The 18,576-nt window shown below is 53.9% G+C and carries 16 protein-coding genes and 1 pseudogene; 9 read left to right on the plus strand and 8 right to left on the minus strand.

The window, feature by feature from the left end:
* Positions 1-9: 9 nt before the first annotated feature.
* The 7 genes and pseudogenes from QWF21_RS12745 to QWF21_RS12775 form a co-directional block, all read right to left on the minus strand.
* Positions 10-711, minus strand: a complete 702-nt coding sequence (locus QWF21_RS12745) for a CoA transferase subunit A (RefSeq protein WP_091342097.1) — start codon at positions 709-711, stop codon at positions 10-12.
* A 182-nt stretch (positions 712-893) separates the two neighbouring features.
* The gene (locus QWF21_RS12750; RefSeq protein ID WP_407935291.1) at positions 894-1,799 is read right to left on the minus strand and encodes a hydroxymethylglutaryl-CoA lyase; all 906 of its coding nucleotides are present in this window, start codon (positions 1,797-1,799) and stop codon (positions 894-896) included.
* On the minus strand, positions 1,799-3,784 hold the full coding sequence (locus QWF21_RS12755; RefSeq protein ID WP_330088432.1) for an acetyl/propionyl/methylcrotonyl-CoA carboxylase subunit alpha: 1,986 nt from the start codon (positions 3,782-3,784) through the stop codon (positions 1,799-1,801). The genes QWF21_RS12750 and QWF21_RS12755 overlap by 1 nt, the downstream gene beginning before the upstream one ends.
* A gap of 2 nt (positions 3,785-3,786) precedes the next feature.
* Complete coding sequence (locus tag QWF21_RS12760) at positions 3,787-4,581, minus strand: enoyl-CoA hydratase/isomerase family protein (protein WP_330088433.1); 795 nt, start codon at positions 4,579-4,581, stop codon at positions 3,787-3,789.
* Between the two features lie 18 nt (positions 4,582-4,599).
* Complete coding sequence (locus QWF21_RS12765) at positions 4,600-6,207, minus strand: carboxyl transferase domain-containing protein (protein ID WP_330088434.1); 1,608 nt, start codon at positions 6,205-6,207, stop codon at positions 4,600-4,602.
* Positions 6,208-6,285: 78 nt separating this feature from the next.
* Positions 6,286-7,455: an isovaleryl-CoA dehydrogenase gene (locus tag QWF21_RS12770; RefSeq protein WP_330088435.1), complete on the minus strand. Its 1,170-nt coding sequence runs from the start codon at positions 7,453-7,455 to the stop codon at positions 6,286-6,288.
* 76 nt (positions 7,456-7,531) lie between these two features.
* Positions 7,532-7,912, minus strand: a pseudogene (locus QWF21_RS12775) (MerR family transcriptional regulator); the annotation flags it as partial.
* Positions 7,913-8,183: 271 nt separating this feature from the next.
* Between QWF21_RS12775 and QWF21_RS12780 the strand changes: the two are divergent.
* From QWF21_RS12780 to QWF21_RS12815, 8 genes are all read left to right on the plus strand, one after another.
* The gene (locus QWF21_RS12780; protein WP_330088436.1) at positions 8,184-9,368 is read left to right on the plus strand and encodes a thiolase family protein; all 1,185 of its coding nucleotides are present in this window, start codon (positions 8,184-8,186) and stop codon (positions 9,366-9,368) included.
* A gap of 93 nt (positions 9,369-9,461) precedes the next feature.
* Positions 9,462-10,958 carry a CoA-acylating methylmalonate-semialdehyde dehydrogenase gene (locus QWF21_RS12785; protein ID WP_330088437.1) on the plus strand — a complete coding sequence of 499 codons (1,497 nt, stop codon included), beginning with the start codon at positions 9,462-9,464 and terminating at the stop codon, positions 10,956-10,958.
* A 28-nt stretch (positions 10,959-10,986) separates the two neighbouring features.
* Complete coding sequence (locus tag QWF21_RS12790) at positions 10,987-12,144, plus strand: acyl-CoA dehydrogenase family protein (protein WP_330088438.1); 1,158 nt, start codon at positions 10,987-10,989, stop codon at positions 12,142-12,144.
* 27 nt (positions 12,145-12,171) lie between these two features.
* A complete protein-coding gene (locus QWF21_RS12795; protein ID WP_330088439.1) occupies positions 12,172-12,945 on the plus strand; it encodes an enoyl-CoA hydratase in 774 nt (257 codons plus the stop codon).
* On the plus strand, positions 12,945-14,078 hold the full coding sequence (locus QWF21_RS12800) for an enoyl-CoA hydratase/isomerase family protein (protein ID WP_330088440.1): 1,134 nt from the start codon (positions 12,945-12,947) through the stop codon (positions 14,076-14,078). Before QWF21_RS12795 ends, QWF21_RS12800 begins: the two co-directional genes overlap by 1 nt.
* A gap of 10 nt (positions 14,079-14,088) precedes the next feature.
* Complete coding sequence (mmsB, locus tag QWF21_RS12805; protein WP_330088441.1) at positions 14,089-14,979, plus strand: 3-hydroxyisobutyrate dehydrogenase; 891 nt, start codon at positions 14,089-14,091, stop codon at positions 14,977-14,979.
* Entirely contained in the window at positions 14,976-15,734 is a 759-nt protein-coding gene (locus QWF21_RS12810; protein ID WP_330088442.1) for an SDR family oxidoreductase, read from the plus strand. The genes mmsB and QWF21_RS12810 overlap by 4 nt, the downstream gene beginning before the upstream one ends.
* Before the next feature lie 48 nt (positions 15,735-15,782).
* Complete coding sequence (locus QWF21_RS12815; protein ID WP_330088443.1) at positions 15,783-16,223, plus strand: nuclear transport factor 2 family protein; 441 nt, start codon at positions 15,783-15,785, stop codon at positions 16,221-16,223.
* Here the strand turns inward: QWF21_RS12815 and QWF21_RS12820 are convergent.
* The gene (locus tag QWF21_RS12820) at positions 16,220-17,869 is read right to left on the minus strand and encodes a response regulator (protein ID WP_330088444.1); all 1,650 of its coding nucleotides are present in this window, start codon (positions 17,867-17,869) and stop codon (positions 16,220-16,222) included. The two genes, QWF21_RS12815 and QWF21_RS12820, sit on opposite strands and share 4 nt — an antisense overlap.
* A 157-nt stretch (positions 17,870-18,026) precedes the next feature.
* Between QWF21_RS12820 and QWF21_RS12825 the strand changes: the two genes are divergently transcribed.
* Positions 18,027-18,341, plus strand: a complete 315-nt coding sequence (locus QWF21_RS12825; RefSeq protein ID WP_330088445.1) for a DUF6482 family protein — start codon at positions 18,027-18,029, stop codon at positions 18,339-18,341.
* Positions 18,342-18,576: the final 235 nt, after the last annotated feature.

The raw sequence follows: 18,576 nt of genomic DNA on the forward strand, positions 1-18,576 counted from the left end.
GCTGCCTCCTTAACCTTGACGAACCATGCGGCGTTCAATGCGCTTTTCAAAGTTGCCTTTGATCACGCGCTGCACATAAATACCCGGGGTGTGAATCTGGCTGGGTTCCAGCTCGCCCGGCTCGACAATCTCTTCCACTTCGGCCACGGTGATCTTGCCGGCGGTGGCCGCCATTGGGTTGAAGTTCATTGCAGTATGGCGGAACACCAGGTTGCCGTAACGGTCGGCTTTCCAGGCTCGCACTATAGCAAAATCACCGGTAATGGCAGGCTCCAGCACATAATGACGGCCATCAATTTCGCGGGTCTCTTTGCCTTCAGCAACCGGAGTACCGTAGCCGGTGGCGGTGAAAAAGGCCGGAATACCGGCACCGCCTGCCCGCATTTTTTCAGCAAGCGTGCCCTGAGGCGTCAGTTCAACTTCCAGCTCACCGTTTAACAGCTGCTTTTCAAACAGAGCGTTTTCACCGACATAAGAAGCGACCATTTTTTTGATTTGCCTATCTTCCAGCAAAATGCCCAAGCCAAAGCCATCGACCCCGCAGTTGTTGGAAACCACCGTCAGCTCCCGGGTACCCATCTTTTTGATTTGGGCAATCAAGCCTTCCGGAATACCGCACAGGCCAAAACCGCCGGCTATTACTGTCATGCCGTCTTCCAGCCCGGCCATCGCTGCTTCGTAACTCTCTACGACTTTATTAAACCCTGCCATCTGTAATCCTCATTGCTTCGAACATCTGATGTCCGCTGCTCATAACGAGCAGGGGTGGATGTGTCTTTTGGTGTGAGCCTGTCAGGCAAGGATGCCTGACAAGAGTCCCCAGGGAAGGGTTCACGACGTGTCACACCAAAAGATACGCAACCCCTGCGTACTCCGAAGAGCCTGAACTCCGCTTAATTTTTAAGGCACTTGGCCTGCAATGCCAATCCTACTTTAGAACTAACCGGCTTGCCGAGCTCGGCGCATATGTCCCAGCCAGCTTGTGCCAATGCATTTAAATCCACGCCGTGCTCAATGCCAAGGCCATTTAGCAAATAAACCACATCTTCGCTGGCAACATTGCCTGACGCCCCGGCGGCATAAGGGCAGCCACCCAGGCCTGCGACCGCACTGTCAATCACAGCAACGCCGCGCAGCAGCGCGGTGTAAATATTGGTTAACGCCTGGCCGTAGGTATCATGAAAATGCACCGCCACCTGCTCTAATGGCACCACAGCCAGCACGGCATCCAGCATCGCAGCAACGGTTTTGGGCGTGCCAACCCCTATGGTATCGCCGAGTGAAATCTCATAGCAGCCCATATCAAGCAAGGCTTTGGCCACCCGCGCCACTTCGGCCGGGGCCACATCGCCCTGATAGGGACAGCCCACCACGCAGGAGACATAACCACGCACCCGGATACCATCGGCTTTGGCGGCAGCCAGCACCGGCGCAAAGCGCTCCAGGCTTTCGTCGATGCTGCAGTTGATGTTTTTCTGGCTGAAGGCTTCTGAGGCAGCGCCAAAAATGGCCACTTCATCGGCTCCGGCAGCTTTGGCGGCCTGGTAGCCTTTTAGGTTGGGCGTCAGGGCGGCGTAGCAAATACCGGCCTTGCGCTCGATGCCAGCAAAAACCTCGGCCGAGTCGGCCATTTGCGGCACCCACTTGGGGGAAACAAAAGCCCCGGTTTCGATGGTATCGAGCCCGGTAGCGCTCAGCTGATTGACCAGCTGGATTTTAGCCGCAAGTGACACCGCGACTTCATTTTGCAGGCCGTCACGGGGGCCGACTTCGACCAGGCGAACTTTGGTTGGCAGCATCAGGCGTCCTCCGTCTCCAGTTCGACCAGCTCCGCACCATCCTGCACCAATTCACCAGCCTGATAGAACACGGCTTTGACGGTGGCATCGGCGGGGGCTTTGATGCTGTACTCCATTTTCATCGCTTCCATCACTACCAGGGTTTGACCGGCTTTGACCTGTTGACCGGCTTCGACCAGTACCGCAACGATGGTGCCGTTCATCGGCGCTGTCAGGCTGCCGCTGTCGTCGCTCAGCTCGGTTTCGGTCAGCAGCTCGGTCTGATAACTGAAATCGTAGCGATGGTGGCGGATAAAGACACTGATAGTGTCCTGATACTGACTGATCCGCACCCGGGTTTTGTGCTCACCTAAGGTGGCTATCAGCTCATCGCCCTGCAAACGGGCCTGACAGCGCAGTTGCTGGCCATCCAACTGCACCAGCACCGCATCCTGCAATTGCTGCAGCTGCAATTGATGGCTGTGCTCCTGATGCTGTAGATTCAGCAGTTGCATCGGCTGTTCATTCAAACGCCAGCCATGGCTAAACTGCCAGGGGCTGAAAGCATCGCTGCAGCTTTGCGGTTGCTTTTGCGTTTCCAGAATGTACAAAGCTGCCAGCACCAGCGCTTGGTTGTTTTCTTTAGTGGCTGGTGCGAACAGCGATTCCTGATGGTGTTCAATAAAGTTGGTGTCGAGCTCGGCCGCGACAAAAGCCGGATGCTCAACCAGACTGGTCAGGAAGCTCAGGTTGGTGGTGACCCCGGCGATGCGGTAATCATCCAGCGCCCGCAACATTCGGCTGATGGCCCGGTCACGATCTTCATCCCAGACAATCAGCTTGGCGATCATCGGATCGTAGTAGGGGCTGATTTCATCGTTCTCGACCACGCCGCTGTCAACACGCACATAACGGCTGGCTTCTGGTTGGCGCAGATAGGTCAGTTTGCCGGTAGCCGGCAGGAAATCGTTGTCTGGATCTTCAGCATAGACCCGAACCTCAATGGCATGGCCATGCAGGCTGACTTCGTGCTGCGCCAACGGCAATGGCTGGCCGCTGGCAACCAGCAACTGCCATTTCACCAGATCCTGGCCGGTGATCATCTCGGTAACTGGGTGCTCGACCTGCAAACGGGTATTCATTTCCATAAAATAGAAAGAGCCGTCTTCGTCGAACAAAAACTCAACGGTACCGGCACCGCGGTAATCAATGGCCTGGGCGGCTTTAACCGCGGCTTCCCCCATTGATTGACGCTGGGCTTCAGTAAAGCCAGGCGCAGGGGCTTCTTCAATCACTTTTTGATGACGGCGCTGGATCGAGCAATCGCGCTCGGCCAGATAAACGGCATGGCCATGGTTGTCGGCAAACACCTGGATCTCAACATGGCGCGGCTTGGTCAGGTAGCGCTCCATCAGCATTTTGTCGTTGCCAAAACCTGCCATGGCTTCGCGTTTGGCGCCGGCCAGCGCATCGGCAAACTCACTTTGCTGCCACACCACCCGCATGCCTTTACCACCGCCGCCATAGGCCGCTTTGAGCAGCAAAGGGTAGCCAATTTTTTCCGCTTCTTTGGCCAGGAAATCCGGTGCCTGCTCATCGCCATGATAGCCGGGCACCAGCGGCACACCGGCTTTGGCCATAATGTCTTTGGCGGCACTTTTTGAGCCCATGGCTTCAATGGCACCGACCGGCGGGCCGATAAAGACCACACCAGCAGCGTCACAGGCTTTGGCAAAATCAGCATTTTCCGATAAAAAGCCATAACCCGGGTGGATGGCTTCGGCACCTGCCGCTTTGGCGATTTGCAGAATTTTATCGGCTTTTAAGTAAGAGTCTTTGCTCGGTGCCGGCCCCAGTAAGAAGGCTTCGTCTGCCATGTTGACATGGCGGGCATTGGCATCGGCTTCCGAGTAAACCGCCACACAGCGGATCCCCAGCTTGTGCGCGGTTTCGATAATACGGCAGGCGATTTCGCCGCGATTGGCAATTAGGATTTTACGAAACATGGTTAATCCTTGGGCAGCCAGGCGGGGCTGCGCTTGGTAAGAAATGCAGTCAGACCTTCCTGACCTTCGGCCGACACCCGGATACGGGCGATGGCTTCGCTGGTGTGTGCAATCAGGGCGGCATTGATGGGCTGCTGGTCGACATCGGCAATCAGCTGCTTGGCCGCAGTGACGGCGGCCGGGCTGTTTTGCAGCAGCTGCTGGCAGAGTTTTTCGGCCACTTCGGCTAAACCGCCTTCAGGGACCAGCTGATGCACCAGCCCCAGTCGCAGGGCTTCCTCGGCAAAGAAGCGCTCGGCGGTTAAAAAATAACGCCGGCTGGCCCGCTCGCCAATGGCCCGCATCACATAAGGGCTGATTACGGCCGGGATCAGGCCAATTTTCACTTCGCTTAGGCAAAAGCTGGCTTTGGGCTCGGCCAGGGCGATATCACAGCAAGCCACCAGCCCCAGAGCACCGCCAAAAGCCGCACCCTGCACCAGGGCGATGGTTGGTTTTGGAAAGCGATCCAGGCTACGCATCAACTCGGCCAGCCGGCCGGCATCGTCCAGATTTTGCTGGTAATCTTTGGCGGCCATTGATCGCATCCAGTTCAAATCGGCACCGGCAGAAAAGTTTTTGCCATTGGCTTTTAGCAGCAGCAGCCGCACAGCAGGGTTGTCTGCCAGTTGCTGCAAGGCGTCGATGATTTGCTCAATCATCACATCGTCAAAGGCGTTGTGCACCTCGGGGCGGTTCAGCGTCAGACTGGCGACGCCATGAGGGGATACAGACAGCTCCAGGTAGGATTCAGCCATTACAGGTAATCTCCAGCATTACATCCGGAACACGCCAAAGCGGGTGTCGGCAATAGGGGCGTTTAAGGCAGCAGCCAGGGCCAGGCCAACCGTCATCCGGGTTTGGGCCGGATCGATTACGCCGTCATCCCATAAACGGGCGCTGGCGTAGTAGGGGTGACCTTGCTGTTCGTACTGTGCGACGATGGGCTTTTTCAGTGCTTGCTCAGCCTCAGCCGATAAGGTTTCGCCTTTACGGGCCAGGCCATCTTTGGTGACCTGCGCCATCACGCCGGCGGCCTGCTCGCCGCCCATCACCGAAATACGGGCATTGGGCCACATCCACATCATGGTGGGATCATAGGCCCGGCCACACATGCCGTAATTGCCGGCGCCATAGCTGCCGCCAATCAGCACGGTGAATTTAGGCACTTCGACGCAGGATACTGCCGTGACCATTTTGGCACCGTGCTTAGCAATGCCTTCAGCTTCGTATTTTTTGCCGACCATAAAGCCGGTGATGTTCTGCAAAAACAGCAGTGGAATTTTGCGCTGGCCGCACAGCTCGATAAAGTGCGCGCCTTTTTGTGCCGATTCAGAGAATAAGATCCCGTTATTGGCGACAATGCCCACCGGGTAGCCGAAGATGCGCGCAAAACCACAGACCAGGGTACTGCCGTAATACTGTTTAAACTCATCGAAATCCGAGCCGTCAACCAGGCGGGCAATGACTTCTTTCACATCAAACGGCTTTTTCAGATCGGTGCCGACAATGCCGTAAATTTCTTTGGCATCATAGAGCGGCTCTTCCGGCTCGCGCACATCCAGCTGCTGTGGCTTGCTGCGGTTTAAGCGCGAGACCGCATTACGGGCCAGTTGCAATGCATGCTCATCATTGACCGCATAGTGATCGGCCACACCGGAGATTTTGCAGTGCACATCGGCTCCGCCCAGCTCCTCGGCGCTGACTTCCTCGCCGGTAGCGGCTTTGACCAGCGGCGGGCCGGCCAAAAAGATGGTGCCTTGTTCTTTGACGATAATGCTCTCATCGGCCATGGCCGGCACATAAGCGCCGCCGGCAGTACAGAGCCCCATCACCACGGCAATTTGCGGAATGCCTTTGGCCGACATCCGCGCCTGATTGAAGAAAATACGGCCAAAATGCAGTTTGTCCGGGAAAACTTCGTCCTGACGGGGCAGGTTGGCACCGCCTGAATCCACCAGGTAGATGCAGGGCAGGTTGCAGCGCTCAGCGATTTCCTGTGCCCGCAGGTGCTTTTTCACCGTCAGCGGGTAGTAGGTACCGCCTTTGACGGTAGCATCGTTGGCGACCACCATGCACTCGACGCCACTAACCCGGCCAATACCGGCAACCACACCGGCACAGGGCACGTAGTCTTCGTAACAGTCCCAGCCAGCGAACTGGCCGACTTCCAGAAAGGGCGAGCCCGGATCCAGCAACTTTTGGATCCTATCGCGGACAAACAGCTTGCCACGCGCGGTATGACGGGCGATCAGGGCTTCACCGCCGCCCAGCTTGATTTGCTGCACCTTGCTGTTCACATCCTCGACCAACTGCTGCATCGCAGCCTGGTTGCGCACGAACTCTTCGCTGCGCGGATTAACTTTACTCAGAATTTTTGTCACTGCTGTCACCTGTTGCTGGAAACTGCCCGCTGGGTAGATCCAGAAAAGGGCCGAAGCCCGTTTCTGGATGAAAACTCGTTAATTCGACTCGGTGAAAAGCTCACGGCCAATCAGCATGCGGCGTATCTCCGAAGTTCCGGCGCCAATTTCATAGAGTTTGGCATCACGCAGCAAACGTCCGGTCGGGTATTCGTTGATGTAGCCATTGCCGCCCAGTAGCTGAATGGCATCCAGTGCCATCTGGGTGGCCAGCTCGGCAGCGTACAGGATCACCGCCGCAGCATCTTTACGGGTGGTTTCACCGCGATCACAGGCTTTGGCTACGGTATAAACGTAAGAGCGGGCGGCATTCATCCGGGTGTACATATCGGCCACTTTGCCCTGCACCAGCTGGAACTCACCAATGGACTGACCAAACTGTTTGCGATCGTGGATGTAAGGCACCACCACGTCCATGCAAGCGGTCATAATGCCAAGTGGGCCGGCAGAGAGCACCACGCGCTCGTAATCCAGGCCGCTCATCAGCACCTGCACACCACGGCCGACTTCACCCAGCACGTTTTCTGCCGGCACTTCGCAGTCTTCAAACACCAGCTCACAGGTGTTGGAGCCGCGCATGCCCAGCTTGTCCAGTTTCTGCGCTTGGCTAAAGCCTTTAAAGCCACGCTCAACAATAAAGGCAGTGATGCCTTTGGAGCCGGCATTGATATCGGTTTTGGCGTAAATCACGTAGGTATGCGCATCCGGGCCATTGGTGATCCACATCTTGTTGCCGTTTAAGATGTAACGATCGCCTTGCTTGTCGGCGCGCAGTTTCATGCTAACCACATCGGATCCGGCATTGGGCTCGCTCATTGCCAAAGCGCCAATGTGCTCACCGCTGCACAGCTTGGGTAGGTACTTTTGCTTTTGTGCTTCATTGCCGTTGCGGAAGATCTGGTTCACGCACAGGTTGGAGTGGGCGCCGTAAGACAAGGCCACCGAGGCAGAAGCCCGGCTGATCTCTTCCATCGCCACCACATGCTCCAGGTAGCCAAGGCCAGAGCCGCCGTACTGTTCATCAACGGTAATGCCGAGCAGGCCCAGATCACCAAACTTGCGCCATAACTCGTTCGGGAACGCATTGTCGTGATCAATTTGCTCGGCACGTGGGGCAATTTCTTCGCGGGCAAAGGCATTGACCTGCTCACGGATCATGTCGACGGTTTCGCCAAGGTCAAAATTCAGAGTTTTATAAGTCGTGATCATGGTGCTGTTCCACTGTTGATTCAAAGGTTGCTGATTCAAGGGTTTCAGGGGCAGTTTTGCTGCCGCTGTGTTTGGCCTGACTAAGGGTTTCGCGGCAGCGTTTTTCTACCGTAACCAGCTCCATCAGCACCACTTTAATGTCGTCCATTTGCTGGTGCAGTTCGGCTTTCTTTTGCTCGATCAAGGCCAGCATGGTATTGAGCTGGGTGACGCTGCTTTTATCGGCATCGTACAGCTCGAACAGTTTGCCGGTTTCCGCCAGGCTAAAGCCCAGCCGTTTTCCGCGCAGGATCAGTTTCAGGCGCACCCGATCCCGTTTGCTGTAGATCCGGGTCTGGCCATTGCGCATCGGCGTCAGCAGACCTTGATCCTCATAAAAGCGGATACTACGGGTGGTGATATCAAACTCTTTGGCTAACTCACTGATTGAGTAAGTTGTTTCGGTTTTTTGCGTCATGGTGGTCTTCCTGAAATCTGCCGACAACTATAAGTGAAGTTTACGTAAAGGTAAAGCTGGGGCCGGTGTCGTGCACTGGTCTGAGCTGGTGTTTTCCAAACCGCTGTAAAGCAAAGATGCCAAACACAGAGCGCTGACCACTGCATTTTGCTGAACAAAAACGACAAAACTGCACCATAGTGGTATAAGGTTGACGTTGGCGTAAACGTCAATATGGTGTAGTCTCTGGCGCAGACTTTTTAATTGACGAAGCAATGACGGAGAGAATCTGATGGCCGAACAGGATGCAATTGTGATTGTCGCAGCCAAGCGCACTGCGATGGGTGGTTTTATGGGCGGTTTGTCGAGTGTCAGCGCCACTGACCTGGGCGCCGTTGCGATCAAAGCGGCGATGGCCGAAGCCGGTATTGGCGGTGATGCTGTCAGCGAAGTTATTATGGGCAATGTGTTGCCGGCCGGTCTTGGCCAGGCACCGGCCCGTCAGGCCAGCTTAAAAGCCGGCTTGCCGTTGTCAGCGGGTGCGACCACCCTGAACAAAGTATGTGGCTCGGGTTTAAAAACTGTGATGTTGGCGCATGACCTGCTCAAAGCCGGCTCGGCCGATGTGGTGGTTGCTGGTGGCATGGAGTCGATGTCCAATGCCCCTTATCTGCTGGCCAAAGCCCGCGCTGGTTTTCGCATGGGCCATGGTGAGATCAAAGATCATATGATGCTGGACGGTCTGGAAAATGCTTACGATGGCAAAGCCATGGGCTGTTTTGCTCAGGACACTGCCAACGAGTATGGCATTGGCCGCGAAGCCATGGACAAGTTTGCTGTCGACTCCTTGACCCGGGCGCAAAATGCCATTGAAAGCGGTGCTTTTGCCGATGAAATCGCCGCTGTCAGTTACAGCACCCGCAAAGGGGAAGTCACCTTTGCCATCGACGAGCAGCCGGGCAACGCCAAAATCGACAAAATTCCAGGTCTGCGGCCTGCTTTTGCCAAAGACGGCACCATTACAGCGGCCAACTCCAGCTCCATTTCTGATGGTGCTGCTGCCCTGGTGCTGATGCGCGCATCCGATGCCAAAGCCAAAGGGCTGACGCCACTGGCCAAGGTGGTGGCGCATGCGACCCATTCGATGGAGCCGGCACTGTTCACCGTAGCACCGGTTGGCGCCATGCAAAAAGTACTGGCCAAAGCCGGCTGGGATAAAGAACAAGTCGATTTGTGGGAAATTAATGAAGCCTTTGCCATGGTCACCATGCTCGCGATTCAGGAGCTTGGTTTGGATCATGCCAAAGTCAATGTCAACGGCGGTGCCTGTGCACTGGGCCACCCCATCGGCGCTTCTGGCGCACGTTTGCTGGTGACTCTGATCCACGCGCTGCGTAAACGCAATCTGAAAACCGGTGTCACTTCGTTGTGCATCGGCGGTGGTGAAGCGGTGGCACTGGCTGTAGAGCTGGTGTAACGGATCATCTGATTTAAATGAGCAGTCAGTTGGGCAAGCATACCAATAATAAGCCTGGCTGGCTGATGTTCGAACTCGTGGGAGAAGCATTGTATGACCAAGCAAGTCCAACTATTTATTGACGGCGCCTTTATTGACTCGACAACCGAGCAATGGATCCCGGTGACCAACCCGGCGACGCAGGAAGTTATTGCGCAGGCACCTTGTGCTACTGCAGATGAAATGAGCCGGGCGATTGAGTCGGCCAAAGAAGCTTTTAAAAGCTGGAAAGAAGTGCCGGTATCCGAGCGGGCGCGCTTAATGATGCGTTTTGGCAACCTGTTAAAAGAGCACCAGACGGAAATTGCTGAGATCATTTGTCAGGAACTGGGTAAAACCATCGAAGATGCTAAAGGCGATGTCTGGCGTGGTATCGAGGTGGTGGAGCAGGCCGCCAATATCCCATCGCTGATGATGGGCGAAACGGTAGAAAACGTAGCGCGCAGCATCGATACCTACAGCTACATTCAGCCGCTGGGTGTCTGTGCTGGTATTACGCCCTTTAACTTCCCTGCGATGATCCCACTGTGGATGTTCCCGATGGCCATTGCCTGCGGCAATACCTTTGTACTGAAGCCATCGGAGCAGGATCCGATGACCGTGAATCGTATTGCTGAGCTTTTCGCCGAAGCCGGTGCACCGAAAGGGGTACTGCAGGTGGTGCATGGTGCCAAAGAGCAAGTCGACACCATCTTGCATCATCCGGATATCAAAGCCATTTCCTTTGTGGGTTCGGTTAATGTCGGCCAGTACATCTACAAAACCGGTACCGACAACCTGAAGCGGGTGCAGGCCTTTGCTGGTGCCAAAAACCATATGGTCATTATGCCAGATGCCAACAAGCAACAGGTGATCAATGCCCTGGTGGGTGCGTCTGTGGGTGCTGCCGGCCAGCGCTGCATGGCGATTTCGGTTGCCGTCTTTGTTGGCGCAGCTCAGGACTGGATCCCGGAAGTGGCCGCTGCCATTGGCAAAGTACGGCCAGGTGTTTACACCGATCCGAATGCGGCCTATGGCCCGCAAATCAGCCCGCAAGCCAAAGCCCGTATTTTGTCGCTGATTGAACAAGGCAAAAAAGAAGGCGCTACTTGCTTGCTGGATGGCTCTGATTGCAGCGTTGAAGGCTTTCCTGATGGCAACTGGGTTGGCCCGACCGTGTTTAGCAATGTCACTACCGAGATGGAAATCTACAAGCAGGAAATCTTTGGCCCGGTGCTCACTACTATGAGCGTCGACTCCCTGGATGAAGCGCTAAAAGTGGTGAACGACAGCCCGTATGGCAATGGCACCTCCATCTTTACTGCCAGCGGAGCTGCTGCGCGTAAGTACCAGCATCAGGTTGAAGTCGGTCAGGTGGGGATCAATATTCCAATTCCGGTGCCACTGCCATTTTTCTCATTCACCGGCTGGAAAGGTTCGTTCTACGGCGATCAGCATGCCTACGGTAAGCAAGCTGTGCGTTTCTATACCGAGACCAAAACCATTACCGCGCGCTGGTTTGATGACGATATTCAGGTCTCAGGCCCGAATATGTCGATTAATTTACGTTAAACCAGATGCACCTGTGAGGTCCAAGTAGATGAATTTTAATTTAACCGAAGACCAACAAGCTTTTGTTGATGTGGCTAAGCAGTTTGCCGAGCAAGAGTTGGCACCGAACGCGGCCCAGTGGGACCGTGATCATCATTTTCCAAAAGATGTGATCCAAAAAGCCGGTGAGCTGGGTTTTTGCTCGCTCTATACCCCGGAAGATGAGGGTGGCATGGGGCTGTCGCGGCTGGACTCGTCCATTATTTTCGAGCAGCTGTCGATGGGCTGTACCGCTACCACGGCCATGCTGACCATTCATAATATGGCGACTTGGATGGTTGCCAGTTGGGGCAGCGCCGATGCCAAGGCCGAGTGGGTTGAGCATCTGGTCACCGGCCAGAAGCTGGCATCTTACTGTCTGACCGAGCCAGGCTCAGGCTCGGATGCGGCAGCGCTTCGCACCACGGCGAAAAAAGACGGTGCTGAGTATGTGTTAAACGGCTCGAAAATGTTTATCTCTGGCGCTGGCAGCACGGAAGTGCTGGTGGTGATGGCGCGTACCGGTGAAGCGGGGCCTAAAGGCATTTCTGCCTTTATTGTACCGGCCGATGCCAAGGGCGTGATTTACGGCAAAGCCGAAGAGAAGTTGGGCTGGAACGCTCAGCCAACCCGTTTGATTACCTTTGAAGATGTGCGTATTCCAGCGCATTATCTGCTGGGTGAAGAAGGCCAGGGTTTTTCGTTTGCAATGAAAGGGCTGGATGGTGGCCGCATTAATATTGCCACCTGCTCCATTGGTACCGCTCAGCAAGCCTTGAATACAGCGCGTAATTACATGCTGGAGCGTCAGCAGTTTGGTAAGCCGCTGGCGGCATTTCAGGCGCTGCAATTCAAGCTGGCTGATATGGCCACCGAGCTGGTGGCTGCAAGGCAACTGGTGAGGATGGCTGCCTTTAAACTGGATCAGGGCGATAGCGAGGCTACGGCTTATTGCGCTATGGCCAAGCGCTTCGCCACCGATGTTGGCTTCCAGGTCTGCGATCAGGCCCTGCAGTTGCACGGCGGTTATGGTTACATCAAGGAGTACCCGCTGGAGCGGCACTTCCGTGATGTCCGGGTGCATCAGATTTTGGAAGGCACCAATGAGATTATGCGACTGATCATTAGTCGCCGTCTGCTGGATGAAGCTGCGGGCGATATCCTCTAAGTACGTTTTACACCCAAGGAGTCTGTGATGGCAGCATTAACGCTGGAAAAGCGCGGTCACACCGCGCTGATTACCATGTCAAATCCACCAGCCAACACCTGGACCAAAGCCAGCCTGCAGCAGTTAAAACAACTGGTGCTGGAGCTTGAGCAGGATAAAAGCATTTATGCGCTGGTGATCACCGGAGAAGGCGACAAGTTTTTCTCCGCCGGTGCCGATCTGAAGTTGTTTGCCGATGGTGATAAAGCCGTTGCCTCCGATATGGCGCGGGTGTTTGGCGATGCCTTTGAAACCCTAAGCCGGTTTCGCGGTGTCAGTATTGCCGCTATTAATGGTTACGCCATGGGCGGCGGCCTGGAAGTGGCGCTGGCCTGCGATATCCGTATTGCAGAGCTACAGGCGCAAATGGCCCTGCCGGAAGCCAAAGTTGGGCTTTTGCCTTGTGCCGGTGGTACCCAAAATCTGGCCTGGTTGGTGGGTGAAGGCTGGGCCAAGCGCATGATCCTTTGTGGCGAGCGGCTGAAAGCCGATACTGCTTTGCGCATTGGGTTGGTGGAAGAGGTGGTCCCGACCGGTCAGGCGCTGGACGCCGCGCTGACGCTGGCAGAAAAGGTAGGCGAACAAAGTCCATCGGCAGTCACCGCCTGCAAGCATTTGATCCAACAAGGGCGAAGTGGCACCATGCAAGGAGCCTTACCACTGGAGCGGGAATTGTTTGTCGCCTTGTTTGATACCAACGATCAAGTTGAGGGCGTGCAGGCATTTCTGCAAAAACGTCAACCAAGATGGGTAAATGGATAATGAGCAATGAGCATCCAGTCGTGCAGTATCAGGAGCTGACCACAGAGCATGGCAAACGGATAGGCCTGGCAACGCTGAATTCAGAGAAGTCGTTGAATGCCCTGAGCCTGCCAATGATTGAATCTTTACTGCCACAGATGCAGCAATGGAAAGACGATGCTGGTATCGCCATGGTGGTGCTGCAAGGTAGCGGCGACAAAGCGTTTTGCGCCGGCGGTGATATTCGTGATCTTTACCAGGCGATGAAAGACCACCCGGACAGCTATGCCCCCTACGTCGAAGAGTTTTTCACCAAAGAGTACAGCCTCGATTATCTGATCCACACTTTTGAAAAACCGGTGCTGGTGTGGGGCAATGGCATTGTGATGGGCGGTGGTCTTGGCTTGATGGCGGGCGCTTCGCATCGGGTGGTCACGGCCAGTAGCCGTATTGCGATGCCCGAGCTGGCCATTGGCCTCTATCCAGATGTGGGTGCCAGCTGGTTTTTAAACCGGATGCCAACCGGCTGCGGCTTGTTCCTGGGTTTAACCGGCGCTTCCATCAATGCGGCCGATGCACGCTTGGTGGGCTTGGCCGATCACTTTATTTTGCATGATAAAAAAGCGGCTGTGCTGGATAAACTGCTAACGGTGAAATGGGGCGATACCGTAGCGCTCAATCACCAGAAATTGGCCGATGCGCTGCGGGATTTTGAAGAGCACAGCCGCACGCAGCTACCACTTAGTCAGATCCGACCGCATCAGGCTGAGATTGCCAAATTGGCTGAGCTGGATAACCTGCCTGCCGTGATTGCTGCCATTGATGCGATGCCTGGCGATGACAGCTGGCTGCAAAAAGCCAAAGAGGCACTCAGCTATGGCAGCCCTATCACCGCCCACATTGTATTCCGGCAATTGCAGCTTGGGCAGAGCATGATTTTGGCCGATAGCTTCCGGCTGGAACTTGGCATCAGTGTGCAGTGTGGTCGTATGGGTGAATTTGCCGAAGGGGTTCGTGCGCTGCTGATTGACAAAGATCGTCAGCCGAACTGGCAATACCCCAATGTTGAGTCGGTTCCGAAAGAACTGATCGATACCTTTTTCACATCGCCGTGGACTGCCAGCCAGCATCCGCTGCGGATGTTAGGCTTGTAAGGAGTTTACCATGGCAACGATTGCATTTATTGGTCTTGGCAATATGGGTGGCCCTATGGCCATCAACCTGGTCAAAGCCGGCCATCAGGTCAAAGCTTTTGATTTGTCAGTCGAGGCACTGGCAACTGTGAAAGCAGAAGGGGCCGAAGTTGCAGCCTCTGCGGCCGATGCCGCCACCGGTGCTGACTTTGTGGTTTCCATGTTACCGGCCGGCAAGCATGTACTTGGCTTGTATCTGGGCGAGCAGGGCATCGCCGCACAGATCAAACAAGATGCACTGGTGATTGACTGCTCCACCATTGATGCTGACAGTGCCCGCAAATTGGGGGCCGGATTGGCTGAGCAGGGCATTGCCTTTATTGATGCTCCGGTTTCCGGTGGCGTGGGTGGCGCCAAAGCCGGTACTTTGACCTTTATTGTTGGTGGTAGCGAGGCCGATTACCAAAAAGCGCTACCGGTGCTGCAGGGCATGGGGAAAAATATTTTCCACGCCGGTGCCATTGGTGCCGGTCAGGTGGCGAAAATCTGCAACAATATGCTGCTGAGTATTTTGATGGTGGGTACCTCCGAGTCGCTGCAAATGGGCATCGACAATGGGCTTGATCCAAAGGTGCTGTCGGAGATTATGCTCAAAAGCTCCGGTCGTAACTGGACGCTGGAACTCTACAACCCCTGCCCGGATGTGATGGAGAATGTACCTTCCTCCAACAACTACCAAGGCGGTTTTATGGTGGATTTGATGGCCAAAGATCTTGGGCTGGCGCTGGAAGCAGCGACTCAAAGCCAAAGCAGCACGCCGATGGGCGCTTTGGCACGCAACCTGTACGTTGCTCATCAGCGCGCCGGCCATGGCAAACTTGATTTTTCCAGTATCTTTAAACTGTTTGAGAAAAAAGCATGAATCTGAACAACAAAATCATCGCCATTACCGGCGGTGCCCAGGGGCTTGGGCTTGAAATGGCGCGGATGTGCGCTGCCGAAGGAGCCCGGCTGGCCCTGATTGATATGAATACCGAGCAGTTGGCAGCCGCCAAAGCGGAATTGTCGGCTAGCGCTGAAGTCAGAACCTATCCGACCAATGTCGCCAACGAAGCAGAAGTTGAAGCGACCTTTGCGGCCATTAACAGTGACTTTGATGGCCTGGATGGTTTGATTAACAATGCCGGCATTTTACGGGATGGCTTGTTGCTGAAATACAAAGACGGTGAGCTGGTTAGCAAGATGCCTCTGCAACAGTTTCAGTCGGTGATCGATGTCAACTTGACCGGCGTCTTCCTCTGTGGCCGTGAAGCGGCTGCTATTATGGTGCAGCGTGGTACTAAAGGCGTGATCATCAATATGTCGAGCGTGGCCCGTGGCGGCAATATGGGACAAACCAACTACGCGGCCTCCAAGGCTGGCGTGGTTGCTATGACGGTTACCTGGGCGCGAGAGCTGGGCCGTTACGGCATTCGGGTTGGCGCCATCGCACCTGGTGTCATTCGCACCGCCATGACCGATGCGATGAAGCCTGAAGCACGCGATCGCTTGGAAAAAATGAAACCGGTCGGTCGCCTTGGCGAAGCCAGCGAAATTGCCCATACCGCCAAGTACATTTTTGAAAATGATTTCTTCACCGGTCGGGTGATCGAGATTGATGGCGGCATCAGCATGTAATCCATCACAAAGCGAGCTTCGGCTCGCTTTTTTATGCGAGAAACTCCGATGAAACATTTCCTATCTAGTCTTAGCTTGCTGGTATTAGTGCTGCTTGCTCCTGCAGCATCAGCAAACAGCGACCAAGCGGACATTACCGCTTTATTGCATCAGTTTTTGGCGGGAGCCAGCCGCAACGATGAGGCCATACACCAGCGTTTTTGGGCAGACGATCTGGTGTATACCAGCTCGGCTGGTGCTCGTTTTGGTAAAGCGACCTTGATGCAAGGTGTACGCCGCGGGGGACCTGTTGCGGAAGCCGATATTCGCATGCACTATTCGGCAGAGGATATCCAGATCCGCATTTATGGTGAGGTTGCTGTGCTGAACTTTACTTTGCTCGGTAACAGCGATGCAGAGTCGTTGCGTTTTTACAACAGCGGTACCCTGGTACGCAACGGCACCGGGTGGCAGGTGGTATCCTGGCAGGCAACAAGGGCAGCTGATTAACCAGCCAACGGCTGTGCGCGTGTTTTGGTTGCTAACTCAGGGTGTTTGCTGATGAGTGTGCGGTAGTATTTTTTGTAACGCTGCTGGTTAGTAATGCTTAGCTCGCCTTGTTCAATTAAGGCTATGGCTTGTCTGGCGGGCTTCATGGTTTCTGCTGTCAAACCTGTCCCTTTACTCATGGCCTGCAGCATATTTAGCGCAATTACCGGATTGCTGGGCATAAACTGAAAAGCCTCGTGGAATAGTTCACTGGCCCGGCCATAGTGTCCATGTTGATATGCTGCTGAGGCTTCCAGGTTGATGGTTTTTATTTTATCTTTCAGTTCCTGGTGCCGGTTTTGTTCCATCTTCAGCATGAGCTGCTGGGTTTCGGTTAGGAAGTCATCTTTGGCCAGGTGGCGGCGCATTTCTTCAATGTAATACTCGCTTTCATACAAATCACCAATTTCGAAATAGGCTTTGGCGGCATCCATGCAGCTGTCTATGGTGAGCTTTTTACTTTTCAAACCAGTAATGCCATGGATGAGTTCCTTTGCTTCGGCCAATTGTCCTTTGGCTGCCAGGATTCGGCCTCGAACCAACTGGACCTCCTGTTGCACCAGAGCCTCATTAAATCGCTTGCTCAGTCCTGTGACTAATTGGCTGGCATGTTGCAATTGAACGGCTCGCTCCATGACCGATTTTGTTTGTGCCAGATCGATTAAAGCCCTGGCATGATTGAGGTAATTATCCGCGGTGTCATGAATTGAGTGGCGTGCAGCAGCCACCAATTTGCTATGGATACGCGCTGCAGCCTCTTTATCTCCGATGATACTGGTTAAATTACTCAAGGTTTGCTGGCGGGTAATGTTCTTTGGCGACAATAAAGCGGCCTCTGTCAAGGTATCGCATGCCCGCTGAAAGCGGTTTTGTTTGACCAGCAGGCGTGACAGCCAGTCCAGAGCTTCTACCTTGGTTTCATCAAACTGGGTTAAATCAACCAACTCCAGTTCACTGTCCTCCCAACGTTCCTGCCGGAAGCCTGCAATGGCGTAACCCAGCCTGGCCCAAGGGTAGTTCTTATTTTCTTTGAGCGTCCGGTAGTAGTTTTCAGCCTTTTTATAGGCTTTCGTTTGCAGCAGCAACTCACCTTTTAAACGGTAGGTTGTCTGGTTGAGCTCAGGTTTCGCCTGCAATGCTTTGTCGCATTCGGCAATCGCAAGCGCGTAATCCTGCTCAGCAATGGCCAGATAAATTTTACGCAGTGCAATCTTGGTTTTAACCATGCGCACAATACGTTCTTCCAGCACCGGGTAGCTAAATGGCTTTAACAGGTAATCGTCTGGTTGCAGTTCAATCATACCATGGACAATTTTGCGCTGGCTCTCGGCACTGATGATCATAAAACAGCACAACGGACTAATGAGCTCTTGCTGTTTTAATGCCTCAAAGAGTTGATAGCCATCTTTGCAGTCGCCCAGGTTAAAATCGCAGAGGATAAAATCGAATGGGATCTCATAGCACTTCTTTAATGCTTCGGTAGAGTTTCGTGCCAGATGAATGGCTTCAAAGCCCATGGTTTGAAGCATGCTCTTAATTGTAGCTCGAACTGGAGCACAGTCTTCAACTATCAGGACTTGTTTGCAACGGAAAAAGGATGGATCCATCAACAGCTCGACTTACAGTACATTGTCAACTTTTTCATCATAGTGCGCGCTTACATCGGTAAAGTAAAGGATGTCCCAATATGCTTGACAGCGCGGGAAAGGGATCGAAATTTAGACTAAGCTCGTATACAGCTTGGACATAACGCAGGAGGCTGCTATGAACTATCACAGAATTGAGCATTTAAATCGTCAGGATGTCCATATTGATGAACTCGTCATCCATTCTTTTGAGATGGGGCTTTATTTAGCTGAAGTTGATTTTGACAACCGTAAAGCTTTTATCATCGATGATGAAACCGGACGGCCTAAAAAGTTTCACAGCATCGACCAGGTTAAAGCTGCTTTTGGTGAAGCGACTATTCGTAATGCCTACCTCAGTCATCAATCCGCTTATGATGAAATGGTAGGTACCCCCGATAAAGTTGATAATACTTTAAAGGTGCCTTTGTTTGGCTCTGCAGAGCCGGGCTAAGTTTTTTTGCTGCCATTTTTGCCAGTTTATCAGTCTGTCTGCCGGATTTTTGTGCAAACGGTTTGTGCTTTGCTTTTTTCGCTTGCCTTGCTGTTGCAAGTCTCTATAATGCCGCCCAGTCGACAGCGCGGAGGCGGTTTGAAACCCTTCTTTGATGTACGACAAATTTTAAGTGAAGTGAACTGGAAAACTTGTTGATTTGGTGCTTGACTTAAAACCCTGACGCAGTAGAATA

This window comes from Alkalimonas mucilaginosa (assembly GCF_036327005.1).
Taxonomy (GTDB): Bacteria; Pseudomonadota; Gammaproteobacteria; order Enterobacterales; family Alteromonadaceae; genus Alkalimonas; species Alkalimonas mucilaginosa.

Excerpts from the sequence above, each read along its gene's own strand:
- QWF21_RS12745 (WP_091342097.1), bottom strand. The coding sequence starts at position 711 with ATGGCAGGGTTTAATAAAGTCGTAGAGAGTTACGAAGCAGCGATGGCC.
- QWF21_RS12750 (WP_407935291.1), bottom strand. The coding sequence starts at position 1,799 with ATGCTGCCAACCAAAGTTCGCCTGGTCGAAGTCGGCCCCCGTGACGGC.
- QWF21_RS12755 (WP_330088432.1), bottom strand. The coding sequence starts at position 3,784 with ATGTTTCGTAAAATCCTAATTGCCAATCGCGGCGAAATCGCCTGCCGT.
- QWF21_RS12760 (WP_330088433.1), bottom strand. The coding sequence starts at position 4,581 with ATGGCTGAATCCTACCTGGAGCTGTCTGTATCCCCTCATGGCGTCGCC.
- QWF21_RS12770 (WP_330088435.1), bottom strand. The coding sequence starts at position 7,455 with ATGATCACGACTTATAAAACTCTGAATTTTGACCTTGGCGAAACCGTC.
- QWF21_RS12780 (WP_330088436.1), top strand. The coding sequence starts at position 8,184 with ATGGCCGAACAGGATGCAATTGTGATTGTCGCAGCCAAGCGCACTGCG.
- QWF21_RS12785 (WP_330088437.1), top strand. The coding sequence starts at position 9,462 with ATGACCAAGCAAGTCCAACTATTTATTGACGGCGCCTTTATTGACTCG.
- QWF21_RS12790 (WP_330088438.1), top strand. The coding sequence starts at position 10,987 with ATGAATTTTAATTTAACCGAAGACCAACAAGCTTTTGTTGATGTGGCT.
- QWF21_RS12795 (WP_330088439.1), top strand. The coding sequence starts at position 12,172 with ATGGCAGCATTAACGCTGGAAAAGCGCGGTCACACCGCGCTGATTACC.
- QWF21_RS12800 (WP_330088440.1), top strand. The coding sequence starts at position 12,945 with ATGAGCAATGAGCATCCAGTCGTGCAGTATCAGGAGCTGACCACAGAG.
- mmsB (WP_330088441.1), top strand. The coding sequence starts at position 14,089 with ATGGCAACGATTGCATTTATTGGTCTTGGCAATATGGGTGGCCCTATG.
- QWF21_RS12810 (WP_330088442.1), top strand. The coding sequence starts at position 14,976 with ATGAATCTGAACAACAAAATCATCGCCATTACCGGCGGTGCCCAGGGG.
- QWF21_RS12815 (WP_330088443.1), top strand. The coding sequence starts at position 15,783 with ATGAAACATTTCCTATCTAGTCTTAGCTTGCTGGTATTAGTGCTGCTT.
- QWF21_RS12820 (WP_330088444.1), bottom strand. The coding sequence starts at position 17,869 with ATGGATCCATCCTTTTTCCGTTGCAAACAAGTCCTGATAGTTGAAGAC.
- QWF21_RS12825 (WP_330088445.1), top strand. The coding sequence starts at position 18,027 with ATGAACTATCACAGAATTGAGCATTTAAATCGTCAGGATGTCCATATT.